The 17,677-nt window shown below is 35.9% G+C and carries 15 protein-coding genes and 1 other RNA gene; 10 read left to right on the top strand and 6 right to left on the bottom strand.

Annotation, left to right across the window (positions count from 1 at the left end):
• Nucleotides 1-56 precede the first annotated feature (56 nt).
• Both MHB55_RS01955 and MHB55_RS01950 read left to right on the top strand, forming a co-directional pair.
• Nucleotides 57-686, top strand: a complete 630-nt coding sequence (locus tag MHB55_RS01955; protein ID WP_144538510.1) for a DUF1796 family putative cysteine peptidase — start codon at nucleotides 57-59, stop codon at nucleotides 684-686.
• 40 nt (nucleotides 687-726) lie between these two features.
• Nucleotides 727-1,689 (top strand): polysaccharide biosynthesis protein, encoded by a 963-nt coding sequence (locus MHB55_RS01950; RefSeq protein WP_340862441.1) that lies wholly within the window; start codon nucleotides 727-729, stop codon nucleotides 1,687-1,689.
• A gap of 182 nt (nucleotides 1,690-1,871) precedes the next feature.
• Here MHB55_RS01950 and MHB55_RS01945 read toward each other — a convergent pair whose 3' ends face one another.
• On the bottom strand, nucleotides 1,872-2,756 hold the full coding sequence (locus tag MHB55_RS01945; protein ID WP_340862440.1) for a DUF4349 domain-containing protein: 885 nt from the start codon (nucleotides 2,754-2,756) through the stop codon (nucleotides 1,872-1,874).
• A gap of 276 nt (nucleotides 2,757-3,032) precedes the next feature.
• Here MHB55_RS01945 and hutH point away from each other — a divergent pair, with 276 nt between their 5' ends.
• The 6 genes from hutH to MHB55_RS01915 all read left to right on the top strand — a co-directional run bounded on the left by hutH (nucleotide 3,033) and on the right by MHB55_RS01915 (nucleotide 7,165).
• Nucleotides 3,033-4,544 (top strand): histidine ammonia-lyase, encoded by a 1,512-nt coding sequence (hutH, locus tag MHB55_RS01940; protein WP_340862439.1) that lies wholly within the window; start codon nucleotides 3,033-3,035, stop codon nucleotides 4,542-4,544.
• 221 nt (nucleotides 4,545-4,765) lie between these two features.
• A complete protein-coding gene (locus MHB55_RS01935; RefSeq protein ID WP_340862438.1) occupies nucleotides 4,766-5,101 on the top strand; it encodes a L,D-transpeptidase in 336 nt (111 codons plus the stop codon).
• 457 nt (nucleotides 5,102-5,558) lie between these two features.
• Nucleotides 5,559-5,717 carry a hypothetical protein gene (locus MHB55_RS01930; protein WP_154311746.1) on the top strand — a complete coding sequence of 53 codons (159 nt, stop codon included), beginning with the start codon at nucleotides 5,559-5,561 and terminating at the stop codon, nucleotides 5,715-5,717.
• A 487-nt stretch (nucleotides 5,718-6,204) separates the two neighbouring features.
• On the top strand, nucleotides 6,205-6,333 hold the full coding sequence (locus tag MHB55_RS01925) for a sporulation histidine kinase inhibitor Sda (RefSeq protein WP_144538505.1): 129 nt from the start codon (nucleotides 6,205-6,207) through the stop codon (nucleotides 6,331-6,333).
• 107 nt (nucleotides 6,334-6,440) lie between these two features.
• Nucleotides 6,441-6,887, top strand: coding sequence for a hypothetical protein (locus MHB55_RS01920; RefSeq protein ID WP_144538504.1), 447 nt, complete (start codon nucleotides 6,441-6,443; stop codon nucleotides 6,885-6,887).
• Nucleotides 6,875-7,165, top strand: coding sequence for a DUF2653 family protein (locus MHB55_RS01915; protein ID WP_144538503.1), 291 nt, complete (start codon nucleotides 6,875-6,877; stop codon nucleotides 7,163-7,165). Before MHB55_RS01920 ends, MHB55_RS01915 begins: the two co-directional genes overlap by 13 nt.
• 117 nt (nucleotides 7,166-7,282) lie before the next feature.
• On the opposite strand, the gene MHB55_RS01910 is transcribed toward MHB55_RS01915, so the two are convergent.
• Nucleotides 7,283-7,480: an alpha/beta-type small acid-soluble spore protein gene (locus MHB55_RS01910; protein WP_144538502.1), complete on the bottom strand. Its 198-nt coding sequence runs from the start codon at nucleotides 7,478-7,480 to the stop codon at nucleotides 7,283-7,285.
• An 805-nt stretch (nucleotides 7,481-8,285) separates the two neighbouring features.
• Here MHB55_RS01910 and MHB55_RS01905 point away from each other — a divergent pair.
• Nucleotides 8,286-8,588 (top strand): YunC family protein, encoded by a 303-nt coding sequence (locus MHB55_RS01905; protein ID WP_144538501.1) that lies wholly within the window; start codon nucleotides 8,286-8,288, stop codon nucleotides 8,586-8,588.
• Nucleotides 8,589-8,795: 207 nt separating this feature from the next.
• On the opposite strand, the gene MHB55_RS01900 is transcribed toward MHB55_RS01905, so the two are convergent.
• The 4 genes from MHB55_RS01900 to ssrS form a co-directional block, all read right to left on the bottom strand.
• Nucleotides 8,796-13,208, bottom strand: coding sequence for a S8 family serine peptidase (locus tag MHB55_RS01900; RefSeq protein WP_340863950.1), 4,413 nt, complete (start codon nucleotides 13,206-13,208; stop codon nucleotides 8,796-8,798).
• Between the two features lie 789 nt (nucleotides 13,209-13,997).
• Nucleotides 13,998-14,762 (bottom strand): YqjF family protein, encoded by a 765-nt coding sequence (locus MHB55_RS01895; protein ID WP_340862437.1) that lies wholly within the window; start codon nucleotides 14,760-14,762, stop codon nucleotides 13,998-14,000.
• Between the two features lie 423 nt (nucleotides 14,763-15,185).
• Nucleotides 15,186-15,959 (bottom strand): 3D domain-containing protein, encoded by a 774-nt coding sequence (locus tag MHB55_RS01890; protein WP_340862436.1) that lies wholly within the window; start codon nucleotides 15,957-15,959, stop codon nucleotides 15,186-15,188.
• Between the two features lie 449 nt (nucleotides 15,960-16,408).
• A non-coding RNA gene (ssrS, locus tag MHB55_RS01885) (6S RNA) lies at nucleotides 16,409-16,604 on the bottom strand.
• A gap of 131 nt (nucleotides 16,605-16,735) precedes the next feature.
• On the opposite strand from ssrS, the gene MHB55_RS01880 reads away from it, so the two are divergent.
• Nucleotides 16,736-17,539: a S1C family serine protease gene (locus tag MHB55_RS01880; protein WP_340862435.1), complete on the top strand. Its 804-nt coding sequence runs from the start codon at nucleotides 16,736-16,738 to the stop codon at nucleotides 17,537-17,539.
• The last annotated feature ends 138 nt before the right edge of the window (nucleotides 17,540-17,677 follow it).

Here is a 17,677-nt window from a genome sequence, read left to right as displayed (position 1 = left end):
GGTTATTATGCTTTCTGCTCATTCTTAAACCTTTAAAAATATAAGGAGGTGAAATTATGGAACTATCGAAGCTAAAAGGGGGCTACGATGCAGTTTTCAGTTTAGGAGATTTATGCTTAGCATCTATTCAGTTAAAAAAACATAATCTGAGACCCTTCTCTGGTGTCCTTGATTGGATGGCGAGTCCTACTTTATCAACAGTAAATGAACTTTTAGAAAATCGATTCATTGGATTCATGGATTACGATAACTTACGTGTTATAGGCTATGCTGACTCTAATATTTGTGTGTCAGATGATGCCTACAACCTAGTTTCTAACCATGATTTTAGTAGAGAAAAAAATACCCTAGAATTTTTAGGATCATATCTAGAAGTGATGGAGAAATACGAAAGAAGAATCCAAAGGTTTCTTCATCAAATGCAGACAGCTAAACGTATACTTTTCGTTAGAACAGAAGGAACTTTAGAGGATGCAGCATCACTTCAAAATACTTTATCTGAAATGGTCAAACACGATTTTAATGTATTACTAATTAATCATACTCCAGTCAAATGGATGGTCGAAAAACACTGTCCTTTAGAAAAAGTCTGCATGATGGAATTTCCAAATGAAGATATTTGGGAAGGGAATGGAGAACTGTGGAAAGAGGTATTAAGTGATATTTATTTAACAAAAAGTAAATGACATATCAAAACAAAATAAATTTAATTCAGGAGGAAATGCAGTGTTTACAAATTCAACGATACTGATAACCGGGGGGACAGGCTCATGGGGTATTGAGTTAACTGATCAGCTACTACCTTTTAACCCGAAGAAGATTATTATTCTCTCAAGAAATGAGGATAAGCAAGTTACCTTACGTAGAAGCCTCGATGATTCAAGAATACATTTTTTCCTTGGTGATATAAGAGACAGAGAGGCATTAAATCACGCTTGCCAGCAAGTTGACTATATTTTTCACTTAGCTGCCTTAAAGCATGTTACTGTATGTGAGGAAAACCCTTTAGAAGCTTTTAAAACAAATGTATTAGGTACTTACAATGTTATCGAGGCGTCTATTGCTAACAAGGTGAAAAAAGTGATTTATGTATCGACCGATAAAGCAGCTGATCCAGCTAATACTTACGGAATGACTAAAGCACTTGGTGAAAAATTAATTATTCATGCTAATAACACTTCATCAACTACTAGATTCATGTGCCTTAGAGGTGGAAATGTATTAGGAAGCAACGGGAGCGTAGTTCCTTTATTTATAAAGCAATTACAAGAAGATAACCAGATTCTTATCACAGACAAAGCTATGACAAGGTACTTCGTTACACCCCAATATGCCATTAAAACTCTACTACAGGCAGCTGAGTTAGGTAATGGGGGAGAGATTTTTGTCATGAAAATGGGTGCATGTAAAATCCTCGACCTAGCAGAGGTGCTTATTGAGTATTACCAAAAGAAAGATGTAAGTCTAATAGAAATAGGTGCTAGAAGAGGAGAGAAAATTCACGAAGCTCTAATAGCTGAAAATGAGAGACCATTAGCGAGCATCTTTAACAATAACTTAATCCTTATATCTAATACAGGTTCTAATAATGACCAAGCCATACCTGACGTGCTACTAGATACTAATAACATAATCATGACTAAGGAAGAAATAAAACAAATGCTTATAGAAGGCAATTTCTTATCATAAGCAAATAAAAATACCTACTACAAAATTAGATTATAACTAAAATCCAACTTTATCTGATCAACTCAAGAGACAAGATCAAATAAGAGTTGGCTTTTAGTTATTAATATCCACTAAATTTTATTATTTCAATTTACATAAAAACAAAAACTATAAAGAATAGATTTTTAGATGATATTGCTTAGTTATTTCTTTCTTCTTTTAAATAACGAGTACGAGATAAATGCAAGCACACCTAAAATAACTAACACCGGCAAATTACCAAGTAGTATGACAAGAATATTGGAACCTATGGATAAAAGAAAATTAATACTTGTAACAAATTGCTTCTTTATCTTCTCCCATGTATTTAAGTCATCATTTTCAATGCTTGGAACAACTATTTTATTTTCATACAAGGTCATTTCAATCGTTGATAACGAAGTTTGATTTTCTAGAAACTTCATTTTCCCTACTATTATTTCTATTTCTTCCTGTACCTTCGCTAAATCATCTGAAATTTTAAGTAAATCCTCGGTTTTTTCTGCCTTTTCCATAAACACTAGTAAACGGGCTTCCACTGCTCTTTTTGATTTTAGTCTTGATTCTAAATCAACATATTGCTCAGTTACATCCTCTCCAGTAACATTATGCTCTAGTACTTTGGTTACTTCGGATTCTGCTTCTACTAAAAAGGTTTCAAAATGCTCCTCTGGAACTCGGACAACCATTTTACCATAACTGTTAGACTCACTCTCTTGATATACGGTTGATTCTACAATGTATCCATTATATTTTTTTACTTTTTGCGTGATTTTTTCTTGGGCAACCGAAAGCTCTTTAACATTTGCACTTATGGCTGCATTATGAATAATCATTCTTTGTGTTTTTGTTTCATTGGAACTCTCTGTCTCTTTGCTTTGATCTGTTAAGCTCTCTTCTTTTGCTTCTTCACTTATATTCGCTACTTCATTGGAATAATCGGCTGAATCTGTTTCAAGCATATCACTTTTAGCAGATTCTTCGTTTGCACTACAACCTACCAATAAAAAGACGAATAGGAAGCTAACATGTCTAATCCACTTTACCATTTCCAAATATCCCCTTTCTTTGTATAAATAGACGGATATAGTTTCGTTTAGTTACAGCCATTTGTTTTAGTACACTAACAGGATATTTTATTAGCAGATGAGAAATTTTTACTTTTATAGTAAAAACACTTAATTTATTTAAATATTTCGATAGAATAAAGAAGAGAATTTTTTTGCTGTGATAAAGCAGTTGAAAACATCAGCGCTGAAATTACACTACTCTTAGCTAAAGAATTATTTTATATAAATTACACAATGACGTGAGGACTGTGAAAAATGATTCATTTAAATGGATATTGCCTAACATTAGAACAAATGAGAGCTATTTTATATAATAATGAAAAAATAGCTTTAAACACGGAAGCTGTCAACCGCGTACTTAATAGTAGAAAAGTTGTAGAAGATATTGTTAGTAGTAAGCAAACTGTCTATGGAATTAATACAGGATTTGGAAAATTTAGTGATGTGAGTATAAATGAAGAAGATGTTCATGCACTCCAGCTACACCTTATCCGATCACATGCCTGTGGAATCGGTGCTCCTTTTGATGAGTTGGTTTCTAGAGCAATGGTTGTACTTCGCTTGAATGCGTTATTGAAGGGGTTTTCAGGCATTCGTTTAGAGGTTTTGGAAAGACTAGCATATATGGCTAATCATAGCATTCATCCCGTAATTCCATCTCAAGGCTCACTTGGAGCATCAGGAGATTTAGCTCCATTATCTCATCTAGCTCTTGTTCTAGTCGGTGAAGGACTAGTTTGGGAGAATAACAAACATATCTCTTCAGCAGAGATATGGAAAAGACATGGCTTAGATCCAATAGTTCTAGAGGCAAAGGAAGGTCTAGCTCTCATAAATGGAACCCAAGCGATGACTGCGCAAGGCGTGATTAACTGGTTAGAGTCTGAAACACTCGCTTACCAAAGTGAGTGGATTGCTGCTATTACTATGGAGGCTTTGCATGGAATAACAGATGCCTTTCATCCCGCAATCCATGAAGCAAGAGGTTATATAGAACAAGTAGAAGTGGCTAAGCGAATGCTCCAATGGTTGGAGGGAAGCAAACTCGTCACTAAGCAAGGGGAGGAACGAGTGCAGGATGCTTATTCGTTAAGATGTATCCCCCAAATCCACGGAGCTACATGGCAGGTTCTTTCCTATGTGAAGGAAAAGTTAGAGATTGAAATGAATGCGGCTACAGATAATCCGTTAATTGTTGAAGACGGACGTTCTGTTATTTCAGGAGGAAATTTTCATGGGCAACCCATCGCGTTTGCTATGGACTTTTTAAAAGTGGGTATGGCAGAGCTTGCAAATGTTTCGGAGCGTCGTATTGAACGATTAGTAAATCCACAGTTAAACAATGGACTTCCTCCCTTTTTAAGTCCTGAGCCTGGCCTACAATCTGGAGTCATGATTATACAATATGCAGCCGCAAGTCTTGTTTCAGAAAACAAAACACTTGCCCACCCTGCTTCTGTCGATTCCATTCCATCTTCAGCAAACCAAGAGGATCATGTAAGCATGGGAACAATAGGTGCAAGGCACGCTTTTCAAATTATCCAAAATACTCGTCATGTTATTGCTATCGAGGCTATTTGTGCTATTCAAGGTACTGAATATCGCGGGAAGGATCTTATGTCTCCAAGACTTCTGAAGAAGTGGCAAGAAATCCGTTCCTTCATCCCATCTATAAAAGAAGATCGCGTCTTTAGTAATGATATAAAACTTATGCAAGCATATTTAAAAGAAGAAACTATAAAAAGCAAAGTGCTTAATAATAGTTAAAATAATTTCTTATATAGAATTGTGAAAAGGCATCCTCTACAGTGTTATAGTCGCTAGTAGAAAAGCCTTTTCACTTTTTTCAATCCTCTTGAACCATATTCGATTTATGGAATAACTCGCCCACCCTTAGACAGGTACCATGCATTCATCCTTCTCTTCTTTAAACGTTTCCTAGCCATTCACATATAATAAGATGAATAACATTTTAGGAGAGTGGTTCTTTGACACTTTGGATTGATGTGTCTGTTAGTAAGCGTCAGCTAAAGCTTTATGATGCAAGCAAATTACTTAAAACATACCCCATTGCAGTTGGAAAAATTTTAACTCCTACCCCTACAGGCAATTATATAATTATTAATAAAGAAATTGACCCTGGAGGTCCTTATGGAGAGTTGTGGATGGGTCTCTCAAAGCCCCATTATGGCATTCATGGAACTAACGACCCTAGCTCCATTGGTAAAGAGGTTTCGTTAGGTTGTATAAGGATGTACAACGATGATGTTATAGAACTTTCTTCTATGGTCCCCATTCAAACAAATGTATACATTCATAAATGAAAATTTCTATGTAACTCGCTATATGTTACTAATTACAGACGAAGTGTAAGTCTTATATTAATAAAATTATATCTTCCAATTCACTATGCTAATTAAGTTCCCCTGCACAAATGATCCTACACTTTCTACTTCGTCCAATTTCTAAATATATTTTGTAAGTTTCTTCCCTACTTTTGACTTTCAACCCTTTTACCCTATTCCAGTTCGTTTTAGCGATTCATATTAGCATATGACTTCTTGTTCCTCTATGATTGTCTACATATCTTTGTTAAATTAACTTTTTCAGTTGTAATGCTTCCTAAATTTTTTGGATAAACCATAGATCACAACACTGTATGTATTTTTTACCTATTACTCCTTTTTAAGTTTACCTCTTGAAAAGAGAGGTAAGTAAATAAGAAAACTCATTTTAGGGATGACGTTTGTTAATTAAGAAAAAATTTCGGAGGTAATATATATGTTTGCTAAAAATAAACGCGCAAAAATCGGCGCTTTTTCATTGATTTCATTAGGCCTGCTTGGTGCGTGTGACAATGATTCAACCAATAAAAACGATGAAGGTCCTGAAGATATCAACGTAGAGGAACAAAATATGGAACAAGAAGTGGATAAATAAAAGGTAGAGAAAACAGACGAAGAGATAATGGATATGGATAGAGAATATTTTTTTAAAAAAATTCAATTAATTGGTTTAAGTTTATTCTTTATGGGTATTTAATAAAAGGAAATATTTTGTTTATCCACAGGATTAAATGAATAAAAAGAACAAAAAGTTATTGAATATACTTGAAAAATATTTAAAACATATAATATGTTTCATTTTTTTCAATTAGAAGTAAAAAAAATGTTTTTACATTAAAATGTTTCGACAAAATCCGCCTTTTTTTCTTACTGTGGATAAAATTACACACAGAACTCACACTAGAAGAGTAAGCATTTGAAATTATTATAAACAGTTTATACACAACTTATCCATACATTACTGTGGATAAAAAGAACGATTGTTCTATCTGAGATTATTTGGTAAAGTATCTATTATAATAATTATTTAATAAGAAAAACTTTTCTCATATATTACTATTTAACTAACAGGAGGAAAAAACATGAGTAAAATGTCAGATGATTTATTATTAGAATCATATTTTACTGCTAAGGAACTAGAACTTTGCCCCGACTTTTTAGCTCTATTAGAAAGCGAAATTCAACGTCGCTCACTCAAGGTTGATTTATAGTTTTTATCTAAAAGTGAAACTTTCTTTCCATTCCTTCGTATATAGTATAAGGTAATACAGTAGACCCATACTATATCAGCTATTACTATTCAACGGAGGTTAATACATTGAAAAAATTGCTCGTCGCTTTACTTACCATCACACTTGTCTTTTCATCTGTCGGTAGCTTCGTCTTCCAAGATGATATTACTGCTGAAGCAAAAAAGTATAAATCCGGAAAAAAAGGATTTAACTCAAATAACAACTCTAATAACACTAATTCAAATATTCAAAAGGATAAAAAAGATGATACAACAGCAACAAACAAAACTACTAACAACACTACTCCTAAAGGAGGATTTTCTGCTGGGGGACTAATGAAGGGTCTTTTTGTTGGTGGTTTAGCTGGATTACTTTTTGGTAGTCTATTTGCTAATATGGGTATCCTAGGATCTGTATTAGGCTTCTTAATAAATGCAGTGGCAATCATTGTTATTATTGTGCTTGCACTTAAAATCTTCAACATGTTTAAAGACAAGAAGAAAAAAGAGGATCCACACACATGGAGAAACTAGTTATACCAGAACAAAATATTATTAATGCTATTTGCGTCCATTTTGGTCGTAAATTTAATACTACTCCTGAAGAGGTTGAAGTAGAACTAATCTTTGATGATGAGGTTGGTTTTTCCGCAGAAGCTTATATAAATAATCAGCAACATAACTTAAGCACATTAGACATTATCGAATCTCTTCGCCAAACAATGAGAGAATTTTTAAATTTAGATCCTATTACTACAGGAATCGAGCTTGTTTTTGATGAAGAAGAGGGAATTATCGCTATAGTAAGCTAAGAAAAAACCGAAGAATCTTTCTTCGGTTTTTTTCTTGGCTTATTTTTCCTAACACTTATGTTTTTCATTGCACATTAAAAACCGATGGCTAAAATAGCCATCGGCCGTAAAGTTTAATTATTTTTGTGATCCGTTCATTTGTCCTTGAGCTTGAGCTACTAAACGCTTAGTAATTTCTCCGCCAACGGAACCGTTAGCACGCGCTGTAGATTCTCCTCCAAGTTGCACACCGAATTCTTGAGCGATTTCATATTTCATTTGATCAAGAGCTTGTTTAACACCTGGTACAAGTAGTTTATTGTTGTTGTTTGACATTTTTCTCACCTCCTTGTGAGATTAGATTGTGCCATTTGACTTTATTTATACCAACGAAAACAAGAGGAAATTATTGTTATTTTATAAACCACCGAAACAGAAATTTTTTCTTTTTTAAAGAACAGCTTTAATCAAGCATTATTTATTTATCTTTGGTTAAGCTTTTTATAGAAGTGATTCAATTTAATAATTCCTGTTTTTATGAAAAAGTACGAATTATCAAGATAAGAACAATGATATACAGATGCTTTTTTAAGAATATAATAATTGATTTCCACTCTAGACGGAGGCTTTCCGTGGGGTGATCGATAAGCCATCACCGTGCATACACTCCTGTTGTGATGGCTTTCCTGCTCACTCATCCCTCCGGAGTCGCCACCTGACGCTACTATCAACAAGTATGAAATGTACGTATTTAACTGGTAAAGTGCTATTTATGAAATTAAAGTAATTAAATTATTCAATCTGATTTAAGAATGTTTTTTATTTAAAGGCACTAATTCGCAAGCTACCTATCTGTTTCTAAACTATTCTTAATTCACTCTTAGTACCCTTTAGATTCTTACACCATGAATTTCCTGCTCGGCCCATAAATCCCCCACTATCAGGTAGAAGTTAAAGAAAACAACAGTTTTTAAAGGTTTTTGTAGCTAATATAACAAAGCATTACGTTTTTAACTTTCCCCTACTATAAGAAGTATATGAGGTGTAAAAGCATATTTAGCAATCTTATTTAGTAATAATGCACCCTTTGTCACCCTATTTCATAACTTGTAGGGAAACGTTAAAAGGAGTGGATATTAACATGATTAAAGTACAACCAATAGAAATAGAGGGCAATACTTTTATAGCTGTTTCAGTTGAACTTCCTAAAACTAACTTACTTACCGTGTCCAATGACAAAGGTTATATTATGTGTGGGGCACTAGACATAGGATTGCTCAATGAAAAATTGAAGGATCGTCAAATTATTGCAGGCCGCGCAGTTGGAGTTAAAACAATTGACCAGCTTTTAAACGCTCCATTAGAATCAGTTACATTAGAAGCAATAGAAATGGGAATTACTACTGGAATGGTAGGAAAGGATGCATTATTAAGAATGGTCTAGAAAGGAGAATGACTCCGAGTAATTAGTAGGACCGGCAAAATGAAACACTTTTTCTTTCAAATAAAAATTGAACAGAATTTATCACTTCCATATCCTAAGGAAGTCGACGCCTTTTATAAATTTCATTCATTTTTTGGTGTATCGCCAATAATAGAAAAAGTGTCAGCAAGGAAATTCCTTACTGACACTCTTTTAAATTTTGCCGAATTATTTTGTTAATAAGTTATCAATTTCTTCTTTTTTATCTGCGTTTTCTTTTGCAGGCCCCTCTAAATCAGCAGGTTTTTCCACTGACGGTTGTGAAGACGGTGCATCTACGTTAATATACAGTTTACCTGCTGCTTTTTGACGCGTTTCATTCGCAAAGCCATCAACTGTAATAACCTCAATTACCGCTCCATTAGCTACAGTATCAGCTGGTACTGTCCAATAACCTACATAATGTCCATTTCCAGTTTCCATCATTGGAAGCTCTGTAGCATTTTGTACATTACCCACATTTGTAAGTGGCATATGAATAACAAATGTAGATTTTAATCCTGGTTCACTGTCAAATTCAATTTTAACACTACGACCAGTTTTAAGGTTTAAATCAGTCGCTGGTTTCAGATTAGAAATCTCTGGAGCTATGGAGTCAGCAGTAACTTTAATTGTTTTTGTTTCTATGTTTCCTGCTCTGTCCTTCGCTTCTACAGTGATTTCATTTAATCCTTCCTCTAAAAGGACACGTTTAGAGAACTTACCGTTAGTTACTGTTGCAGGTTGTCCATTTACATGAACATACTCTAAATTAGCATCTGCAATTGTACCTTCAACAGTAACACTCTCACGATTTGTTTTCTCGCCATCAACTGGTTTAGTAATAGCTAGTTCAGGCTTTTGAGTGTCTAAAATAACAGTTACAGGAGCAGACTCTCCAGTTTCACGACCATCCAAATTAGAGACAACTGTAAATTCATTTTCACCTTCTGTTAATACTGCATCAATAGCAAATTTACCGTCAGTTCCAACTTCTGTAGATTCTACTACTTCACCATTTTGCTTCAACTCGATTGTTGTAGTTGGTGATGCAGATCCCTCTATTGTAATTTCTTCTTCATTAGTCACTAAACCTTCTTGAGGAGAAGTGATAACTGGGCCAACTACCTCGTAGCTTACACGAGCTCGTATCATGTAGTTACCCTCTGCGGTAGGTGAAGGCGACCATGCACCAGAAACTCCTTGATAGCTTCTGCCAGCATTTGTACCATTTTCATCTGTTCCTAAGCCTGGAGAATTTGGATTTGCAGTCGTTTGACGATAAACCATATAGAAATCTCCAGTTACTACGATGTTGTGTTCTGTTAGGTCAACAACAGTCCATTCACCATTTCGAAGTGCTGTCGCGTCTACAGGACCAGCTAGCATTTTACCTGGTGTACCATCAGCTCCACTTGCATCCCAAACTTCCACTGCAAATGCAGTTCCACCCGGTACAGGCCATTCAGTAGTCCAGAATTTAAACACACCATCTGTTACAATACCACTTTCTTTTCCTTCAGGAAGTGACATTTTTACAGCCCATGCATTTCCAGCTGCATTAAATGCTCTAGCATTTTCTGCTGTTCCGTCATCATAACCAATTTCCCCACCTGGGTAAGTGTAGAAAGGCTCTAATGCGATATCTTTCGTAATCGGCTCACCGTCAATACTTACAGGAAGTTCTTGACCATGATATCCACGAGCAATAACTTTAAGTGTGTAGTCTCCTACATAAGCAGTGATAGAGTAGTTACCATTCTCATCCGTTACTACAGGAGTAATATTAGCATCCTCTACAAGCAATATAGTTGCTCCAGCGATACCTTCGCCTGTAGCAGAATCTGTAATAGTACCACTAACAGTATTTTGCTCTACTTCGTCTAAAGTGAAGTTAGCTGTTGCAGTTCCATCTGCTTCAATCACAACTGATTTTTGCTCAGATGTGAAGCCGTAAGCTTCAGCTTTCGCTGTAAATGTTCCAGCTCCATGAGTCATTGAGTATGAACCATTTGCCGGATCCGTATAAACAGAGCGACCCGATTCAAGAACACTTACTTGAGCACCAAGAGGTAGCAATGTCGGCACAGCTGCATCTTCGCCTACTGGTGGAGCAGCTTTCACTTCAGGTAGGACTGGTTTGATCTTTGTAGGATCTACCGTTTCTTTTTTAGCATCAATATCTTTTTGGTTTTCTCCTTTATTTCCTGCATTTCCAGCATTTCCAGCATTACCTTTGTTTCCAGCATTGCCTTTTGATACTTTACCTGTTTGAGATACATCCGTTAAGGCAACATCATCAATGTACCAACCGTCTCTTTGTACACTTCCATCAGAAAATGCATTAAATCCAATATAGATACGTTGACCAGCATATGCAGATAAATCAACTTCCGCATCTTCCCAAGCAGTAGAAATTCCCGTAACCATTAATAATTGTTCCCAGTTTACTTGGTCAGTAGAAACAAATACATGGCCGTAATCATAAGCTCTTCCAGAAGATGCTTGTTCAAAGTTATGCCAATGCTTGAACTGAAGATAAGAGTTTCCTTCAGGTAAATCGATTGGAGGTGCTACAAGTGTTGCATTCATGCTGTTTGCATAAAGACCATCTAGATTAGTAGCATATACTTTTTCACCAGATGCAGCATTTCCAGGGCCAGATGTTGGTACTCCCCATTCCCAGCTATCTTGGTTTCCAAAAGAATACCATCCAGTTGATTGTGCTTCAAAATCTTCTGAGTAACCAACAGTAATCCCTGGTTTTACTTGTACAGTATATTCATCACTAGTTACTTCGTTATTTCCAAAGTCAGTAACAGTCCAAGTATATTTGAAGGAAGTACCTGTGATTAAATCTCCAGGAACCACTACTGAGTATACTCCAGACTTATAGTCGCCAGATGTGCGGCCAGCTTCAATCTCTTGCCAAGCCCCGTTTGCATCTAGGTAATTTAAAACTACAGAAGAAACACTAATGTTATCTGTAACATTTGCAGTTAAAGTTAAACTCATTCCTTCATAAGTTTCAGCAGGTGCAGAATGTTCAAGTATTGGCGCTTCGTTGTCATCGCCTTCTTGCGTTACTTGCCCTTTTAAAGTACCAAGACCTGTAAGGATCGAGGAAACAGCTGCTTCAGCATCAACTAATCCATATCCATAGCCATGGTTTGGAACTGCCGTATATTGGGTATCAGTTAATGGAATAGCTGTATTTAATAAAATTTCTTCCATTTCATCTACAGTCAGGTTTGCATTAACTTGTTTAAGTAATGCAGCTACACCAGATACCGCTGGTCCTGACATAGATGTTCCATTCCAACCACCTTCATAGCCACCACCTGGAATGGATGAACGAATGTTCACACCAGGTGCAGAGATATCAGGTTTAATTTCTGCGTATGGAGATGGACCACGAAGAGAGAAATTTGCAACTTTATTATTAATGTCGATTGCTCCAGTAGCAAAAGACTCAGGATAGTTAGCAGGTGCTGCTACAGAGCCTGCTCCTCCTGGATTTGTAAGAGTAGTATTACCCGCAGAAAACTCAGGGAAAATTTCTGCAGCACGCCAGTTATTTACAACGTCTCGGTACCACTCGTCAAGTCCTGGTCCGCCACCCCAAGAGTTATTTACTACATCCGGAGCTAAATCTACACGTGTATTTCCATTAGCATCAGTTGGAGCTAAAATCCATTGTGCTGCTTCTAAAAGGTCCGCGTCAGACCCACCAGATGCGGTAAACGCTTTAACAGCAATGTACTTAGCACCTGGGGCAACCCCAATTTGGTTTGAGCCATTTGGTTCGCTACCTACCATTGTTCCAGTTACATGCGTACCATGTTCTAGGTCATCATACGGTGTAGCACGAGCTGCTGAGGTTGCATCAAACCAGTTAAAGTCATGGGACACTTGTCCAGTTGCTTTGTTATAACCACGGTACTTTTCTTTTAGAGCTGGATGATCCCATTGAACTCCAGTATCAATACTAGCAACAACAGTACCTGCGCCATCAATACCCATTTCCCAAACCTCTGGAGCCTTGACCCGTTCAATACTCCACTCTACATTTGCAATTTCTGCCTTAGGCATTACCGCATTTTCTGTTTTCGTGGTAAATAACTGTCGGGTTTCATTTGGAAGTATTTTCTCTACCTCAGGAAAAGTAGCTATTTTTTCGGCAATTTCTTTCGTTGTCGTTACGGACATACCATTAACGATGTAATAGGATTCTAAGTCACTAGCGTTTCCTTTTTCAACTTCCTTCTCAAGAAAATCCATCACAGTTTCTTGAGATTCCATAGAAGTGGACTTTAACTCTGAAACAACCGCTGACCGCTGAACAAGCTTCGTATTATGAGCAGATAGGTTTTTACCTTCGGCATTTTCCCTAGCTTCCGCTGCCACTCCTGCCGTATCAGCCTTTTCTTTAAATTTAATCAAAAAGGTTACTTTTTCATCCTGTTTAAAGCTTTCTAGCAATCTACTACTCAGTTTGTCCTGAACAGATATATTACTTGGACTCGACTCTCTCATAGATTGGTGCAGTTTGCTATTAGCCTCTGCACTAGCCACGTTTGGAGCGATCAGTGAAAATGTCATAAGTATAGATGCTGCGATACTAACGGCTTTAGTACGTTTAGTTCGACTATTTTTTCTACTACTCAACTTCCATTCCTCCTCTGATTTTTACTTCATGTCTTTCCCTGCCCGAACAAGTGTCTATACTTTTCTAAAAACACAAAAACACCCTTTCCCCCCTCCCTAATTAATTTAGGCAGAATTCCATGGTGTCTACGAAAGCTCTTGATGTAATTAAAACTATAAAGCAGTAAATATAAATATATTGTCGAAATTTGACACGAATTAGTACATTTTTTCTAATTTGATTGATTAAGACTAATTTCAACTTAATTTACTTAGGTATAAAGAACTTTTTTATTTCATTGAATTTTCATTCTAGGCTGTACTAATCCTTTGATATGTAAGAATTAACCTTTTATTGAAAATTTACATAAAATCTCTATTAACTAAAAAATAATTAAATAATACTATATTATTCTAAATATTTAAAATATTTTAAGCGGTAATTTTACTTAAAGGAAAAAAGAACTACTTAACTGTTCAAAGGAAACCCTTTTAGAATATAGCTTTACAGTTTCATAAAAAAGTACAACGATTATTAAGCACTATTTATTAAGAAGTTCTAAATACCTGTAACTCTTAAGATGTTTTATTATAGCTACCATTTCAACAGGATTCTCCATTCCATAATTTTAAGAAGAGCATCTATCTTTCAGAAAATCTGACAAATAATATTTCTCTTAGAAAAATCAAAAAGCGTTAAATACAAGGAATCTCCCTTGAATCTAACGCACTTCTAATATTATTCTACCTTTCAAACGGATTTACTAACGGCCACATACGTACCTTCTTCTTTTTAGAGAAATGTAAAATAGGTTTATCGGACTCGACTGGAATACCTTGAGATGAAAGCATTGTGTTTAAGCTAATATTTGCTTCTGCTTTCTGAAGTAACCAGGGCTGATGCAGAATATCACAGCGACGTAATTCTCCCCTCTTATTGACTGTATATAAGCAATAGCGTTCAGCCATCCATTTTTCAAATGAACTCGCTGGAGCATTATAAGGATCTGAAATTGGTCTGTAGCTACAATTTAATGCCGCTCCACTTTTGTCTAATCTGTTACTTTTATACTTAATAAAAGGATGATTGTAATCCACTTTCATCTCTGAAGTTACATAAGGTAGATGGTATAACGTCCTTGCCCCTCCTACCACAAGAATATTGCTAGCATCCATACTAAAGAAGTAAACACCAGGTTTTTCATCAAAAGTTACATAAGTTCTCACATTAATTTCAGGAAAGTTCGCCATTCCTGGTAAAGGTGGGACACCTCTCACTCTACTCCCGGTAATACGAAAAGCTACAATACCCACCCAACCTGTTCCATTATAAGTATCTAATGTTAATTCATCAGGTATTAAGCTTTGGAGGACTTTTAAATCTACTGGATAATGAGCAAACAAAAGATTATTCCAAGTTTGTGTTATTATCCAAGGTATATCGGGCATAGGCCAAAGACGATGACTTTCATCCCATTGAGCTGATTTATCGCTCAAGAAATTTCCCATGTCTTCTATCCTCTTTTCTTTTTAATTAATATATACCCAATATATAAATGGTTATACAAATTTCCATTTTTCTATGTATTATTAAGAATAAAATGCTATTTTTTTAAAATAAATTTACGCAAAAAAATAGCCCCACTTCTTCAACAGTGGGGCCCGATTTCACTTATGGAAACCAGATGAGAAAAACGAAGGGAGATCTTCTTCAGTGATTAACTGTTTCTCATATCGGTATTATACACCTCTAGGTGAATTTTTAAACCGCTAGTTATTTACATAGAAACCAAAATATTAAAGATAAAAAAATATTGAGATTTTCAATGTAAAAATTATGAATGATATAACGATTTTTTCATTAGTGACTGCCTATAACATCCATTTTTTTATCCATAACGACTATAGGCCTTTTTATTAATCAGAAAAGTTTTATTTTAATATTTTTACTGTAACTGTCTTGCGTCCCCACTTAATAGCATCTTCATAGGAAGGCATATATATATCAATTGTATTTCCTTTAATAGCTCCACCAGTGTCCCCAGCAATAGCCTCTCCATAACCTTCGACCCAAACTTTTGAACCTAAAGGAATAACAGAAGGATCAACTGAAATAACCTTTTGATTTGGATTGGCATTTAAATCGATTCCAGTGGAAGTAATTCCGGAACACCCTTTACAGGAAGCAGTATATGCAGTAGAAGTTACGGTTATCTCTTTTTCAGAGGTTGACGCCACTGGTTTACTTGAACTAGTAGACGTTGAAGCCGCTGGTTTACTTGAATTAGTAGTGTTTGAGTTGCTGCTTGCAGGACTTTGAGCTGCACTTACCTGTGATTGTACTTTGCCTGCACTAACAACTAATTTGTCTCCAGGATATATTAAATCGTCTATTAGCTGGTTACTAGTCATTAGTTCAGTCACACTCATACCATGCTTGCTGGCAATTCCAGAAATAGTGTCCCCTGAAACAACTGTATAAGTATCAGTGGATTCCCCTAATTTTAATTGTTGAGCTGGGTATATAAGTGTTGTATCGAGATCGTTCCATGCTTGTAAATTTTCCACACTAACATTATTATCTTGTGAAATGGACCAAAGTGTATCGCCTTTTTCTACCGTATGGACACTTGATGCAAAAGCTTGTCCTGCTGTCCCTACTGATAGTGCTGCTATAGCTGTTAGTGCTACAATGTGTTTTTTCATAAAATGAATTTCCTCCTTTTCACTAACGACTCCTAGCATAACACTTAAAGATGTCAAAGCTATTTCAGAATAGTGTTAAAGAGATAATAAATACATGACAGAACCCAAAGGAGTATTACAAATGGTTTCTTACATGAAATCTTTCTAAAAATTTCTAAAAATGATTTTATGAAGAAATGCGCAAGCGCCTGATGTCTGCCCCGACAAGCAAATGGGGAACAGCGAGGAGGCAGTTCCTCAGCCACCACAGCTTTTTCCCATTTGACCTCGAGGGACAAGGCGCTGACAATAAGAAAAGCGCAAGCGCCTATGTCTGCCCCGACAAGCAAATGGGGTTATGCCATATGATTTATGAGAAAATCCTAAAAAACTTTTCTATACAAAAAAGCACCTTCCCTTAAAAGGGAAGATGCTTGGCTAGAAAGTTTTATTGAAACTATACTTTAATGGTAAAAGCCGCCTTTGCCGTATCTTATATGAAAGTTTTAAACCACCACTCCTCAAAGTGGGTGTTCGCAGAAACCTTCTATGCATGTCTTCATTGTCTAAAAAGAGAACGAAGCTTGTCATTCCGGCTCTATATAAAACTCCCTGTTACAGCATAAAGGTTAAAACTTAATATTCATACGAACAATGCAGCTTATAGTCATATAATAAACCCCTTTTCCCTTAATTTCAAGTGAAATAATTTCTAGTCTTGCCAATTAAGTAAATGTGCTTAGTTAACATTTATGTATAATGATAATACATACTTGGTTGCGAGGAAGTGAATAAAGATGCCTTATGATCGCAAAAGAGAAGAATGGGAAGAGGACATAGATGATGAAGAATTGCAGCGCTTGGTTTTAGAGGCTCAAGCCGAGGCTCTTCAAAAGGCTGCGAGAGAAAAAAATAATCCAACTCGAGTGCGTCCTTTTCCAAAATGGATCTTTTACGTAATGGCTGCTGTATTATTCGTGAATACTTTTGGTCTTATTTTTCAAATATACTCCATTCCTGCAATTGAATTTTTAAAAACATCTGCGCGCCTTTCAGCTCAAGATGAAGTTTCGGCAGATAAAAAGGCTGTTGTAGTTGTTTTAACAGATGACAGTAAAGGTACTGGTTTTTCTGTTTCAAGTGAGGGAAAAATTATTACAAATAATCATGTAGTAGAAGGAAATAAAAATGTGAAAGTTGGCTTCCCTGAGGCAGGCCGTTTTAAAGCAGAAGTTATCCAAACTTTCCCTGAAATCGATTTAGCAGTTTTACAAATCCCTGACGAAGCTGGTCTTCCATATTTAGACTTGGCAGATAGTATGTCGGCTAAGAAAGACGATCATATTACATTCATTGGAAACCCTCTTCGATTTACAAGTATTGCAAATGAAGGAATGCTTATTGAACCTTATCAATTAGTTGACTGGGAAGTGCCGGTCATGATGATGAAGGCACCAGTTTATAGAGGTAATAGCGGAAGTCCTGTATTCAATGAAAATGGCCTAGTAATTGGTGTAGTTTTTGCTACATTAAATCACGAGGAGCATGGAAAAGTCGGACTTTTTATACCTATAGATGAGTATTACAAGGTAACTAAATAAAGTGAAAAAATATTTTTATGTGAGTTAATCTCGCAAATCCCATCCCTAACCATAAGCAAACGACCCGAATGCGACGATGATGGCTTATCGCTCCCCACGCGGAGGAAGGTATCCACTTAAAGTGGAAATCGATTATAC

Origin of the sequence: Psychrobacillus sp. FSL K6-1267 (genome assembly GCF_038003265.1) — a bacterium.
GTDB classification, from domain to species: Bacteria; Bacillota; Bacilli; order Bacillales_A; family Planococcaceae; genus Psychrobacillus; species Psychrobacillus faecigallinarum.
The sequence above is the reverse complement of the archived record's forward strand: the minus strand, read 5'-3'. Positions and strand labels throughout refer to the sequence as shown.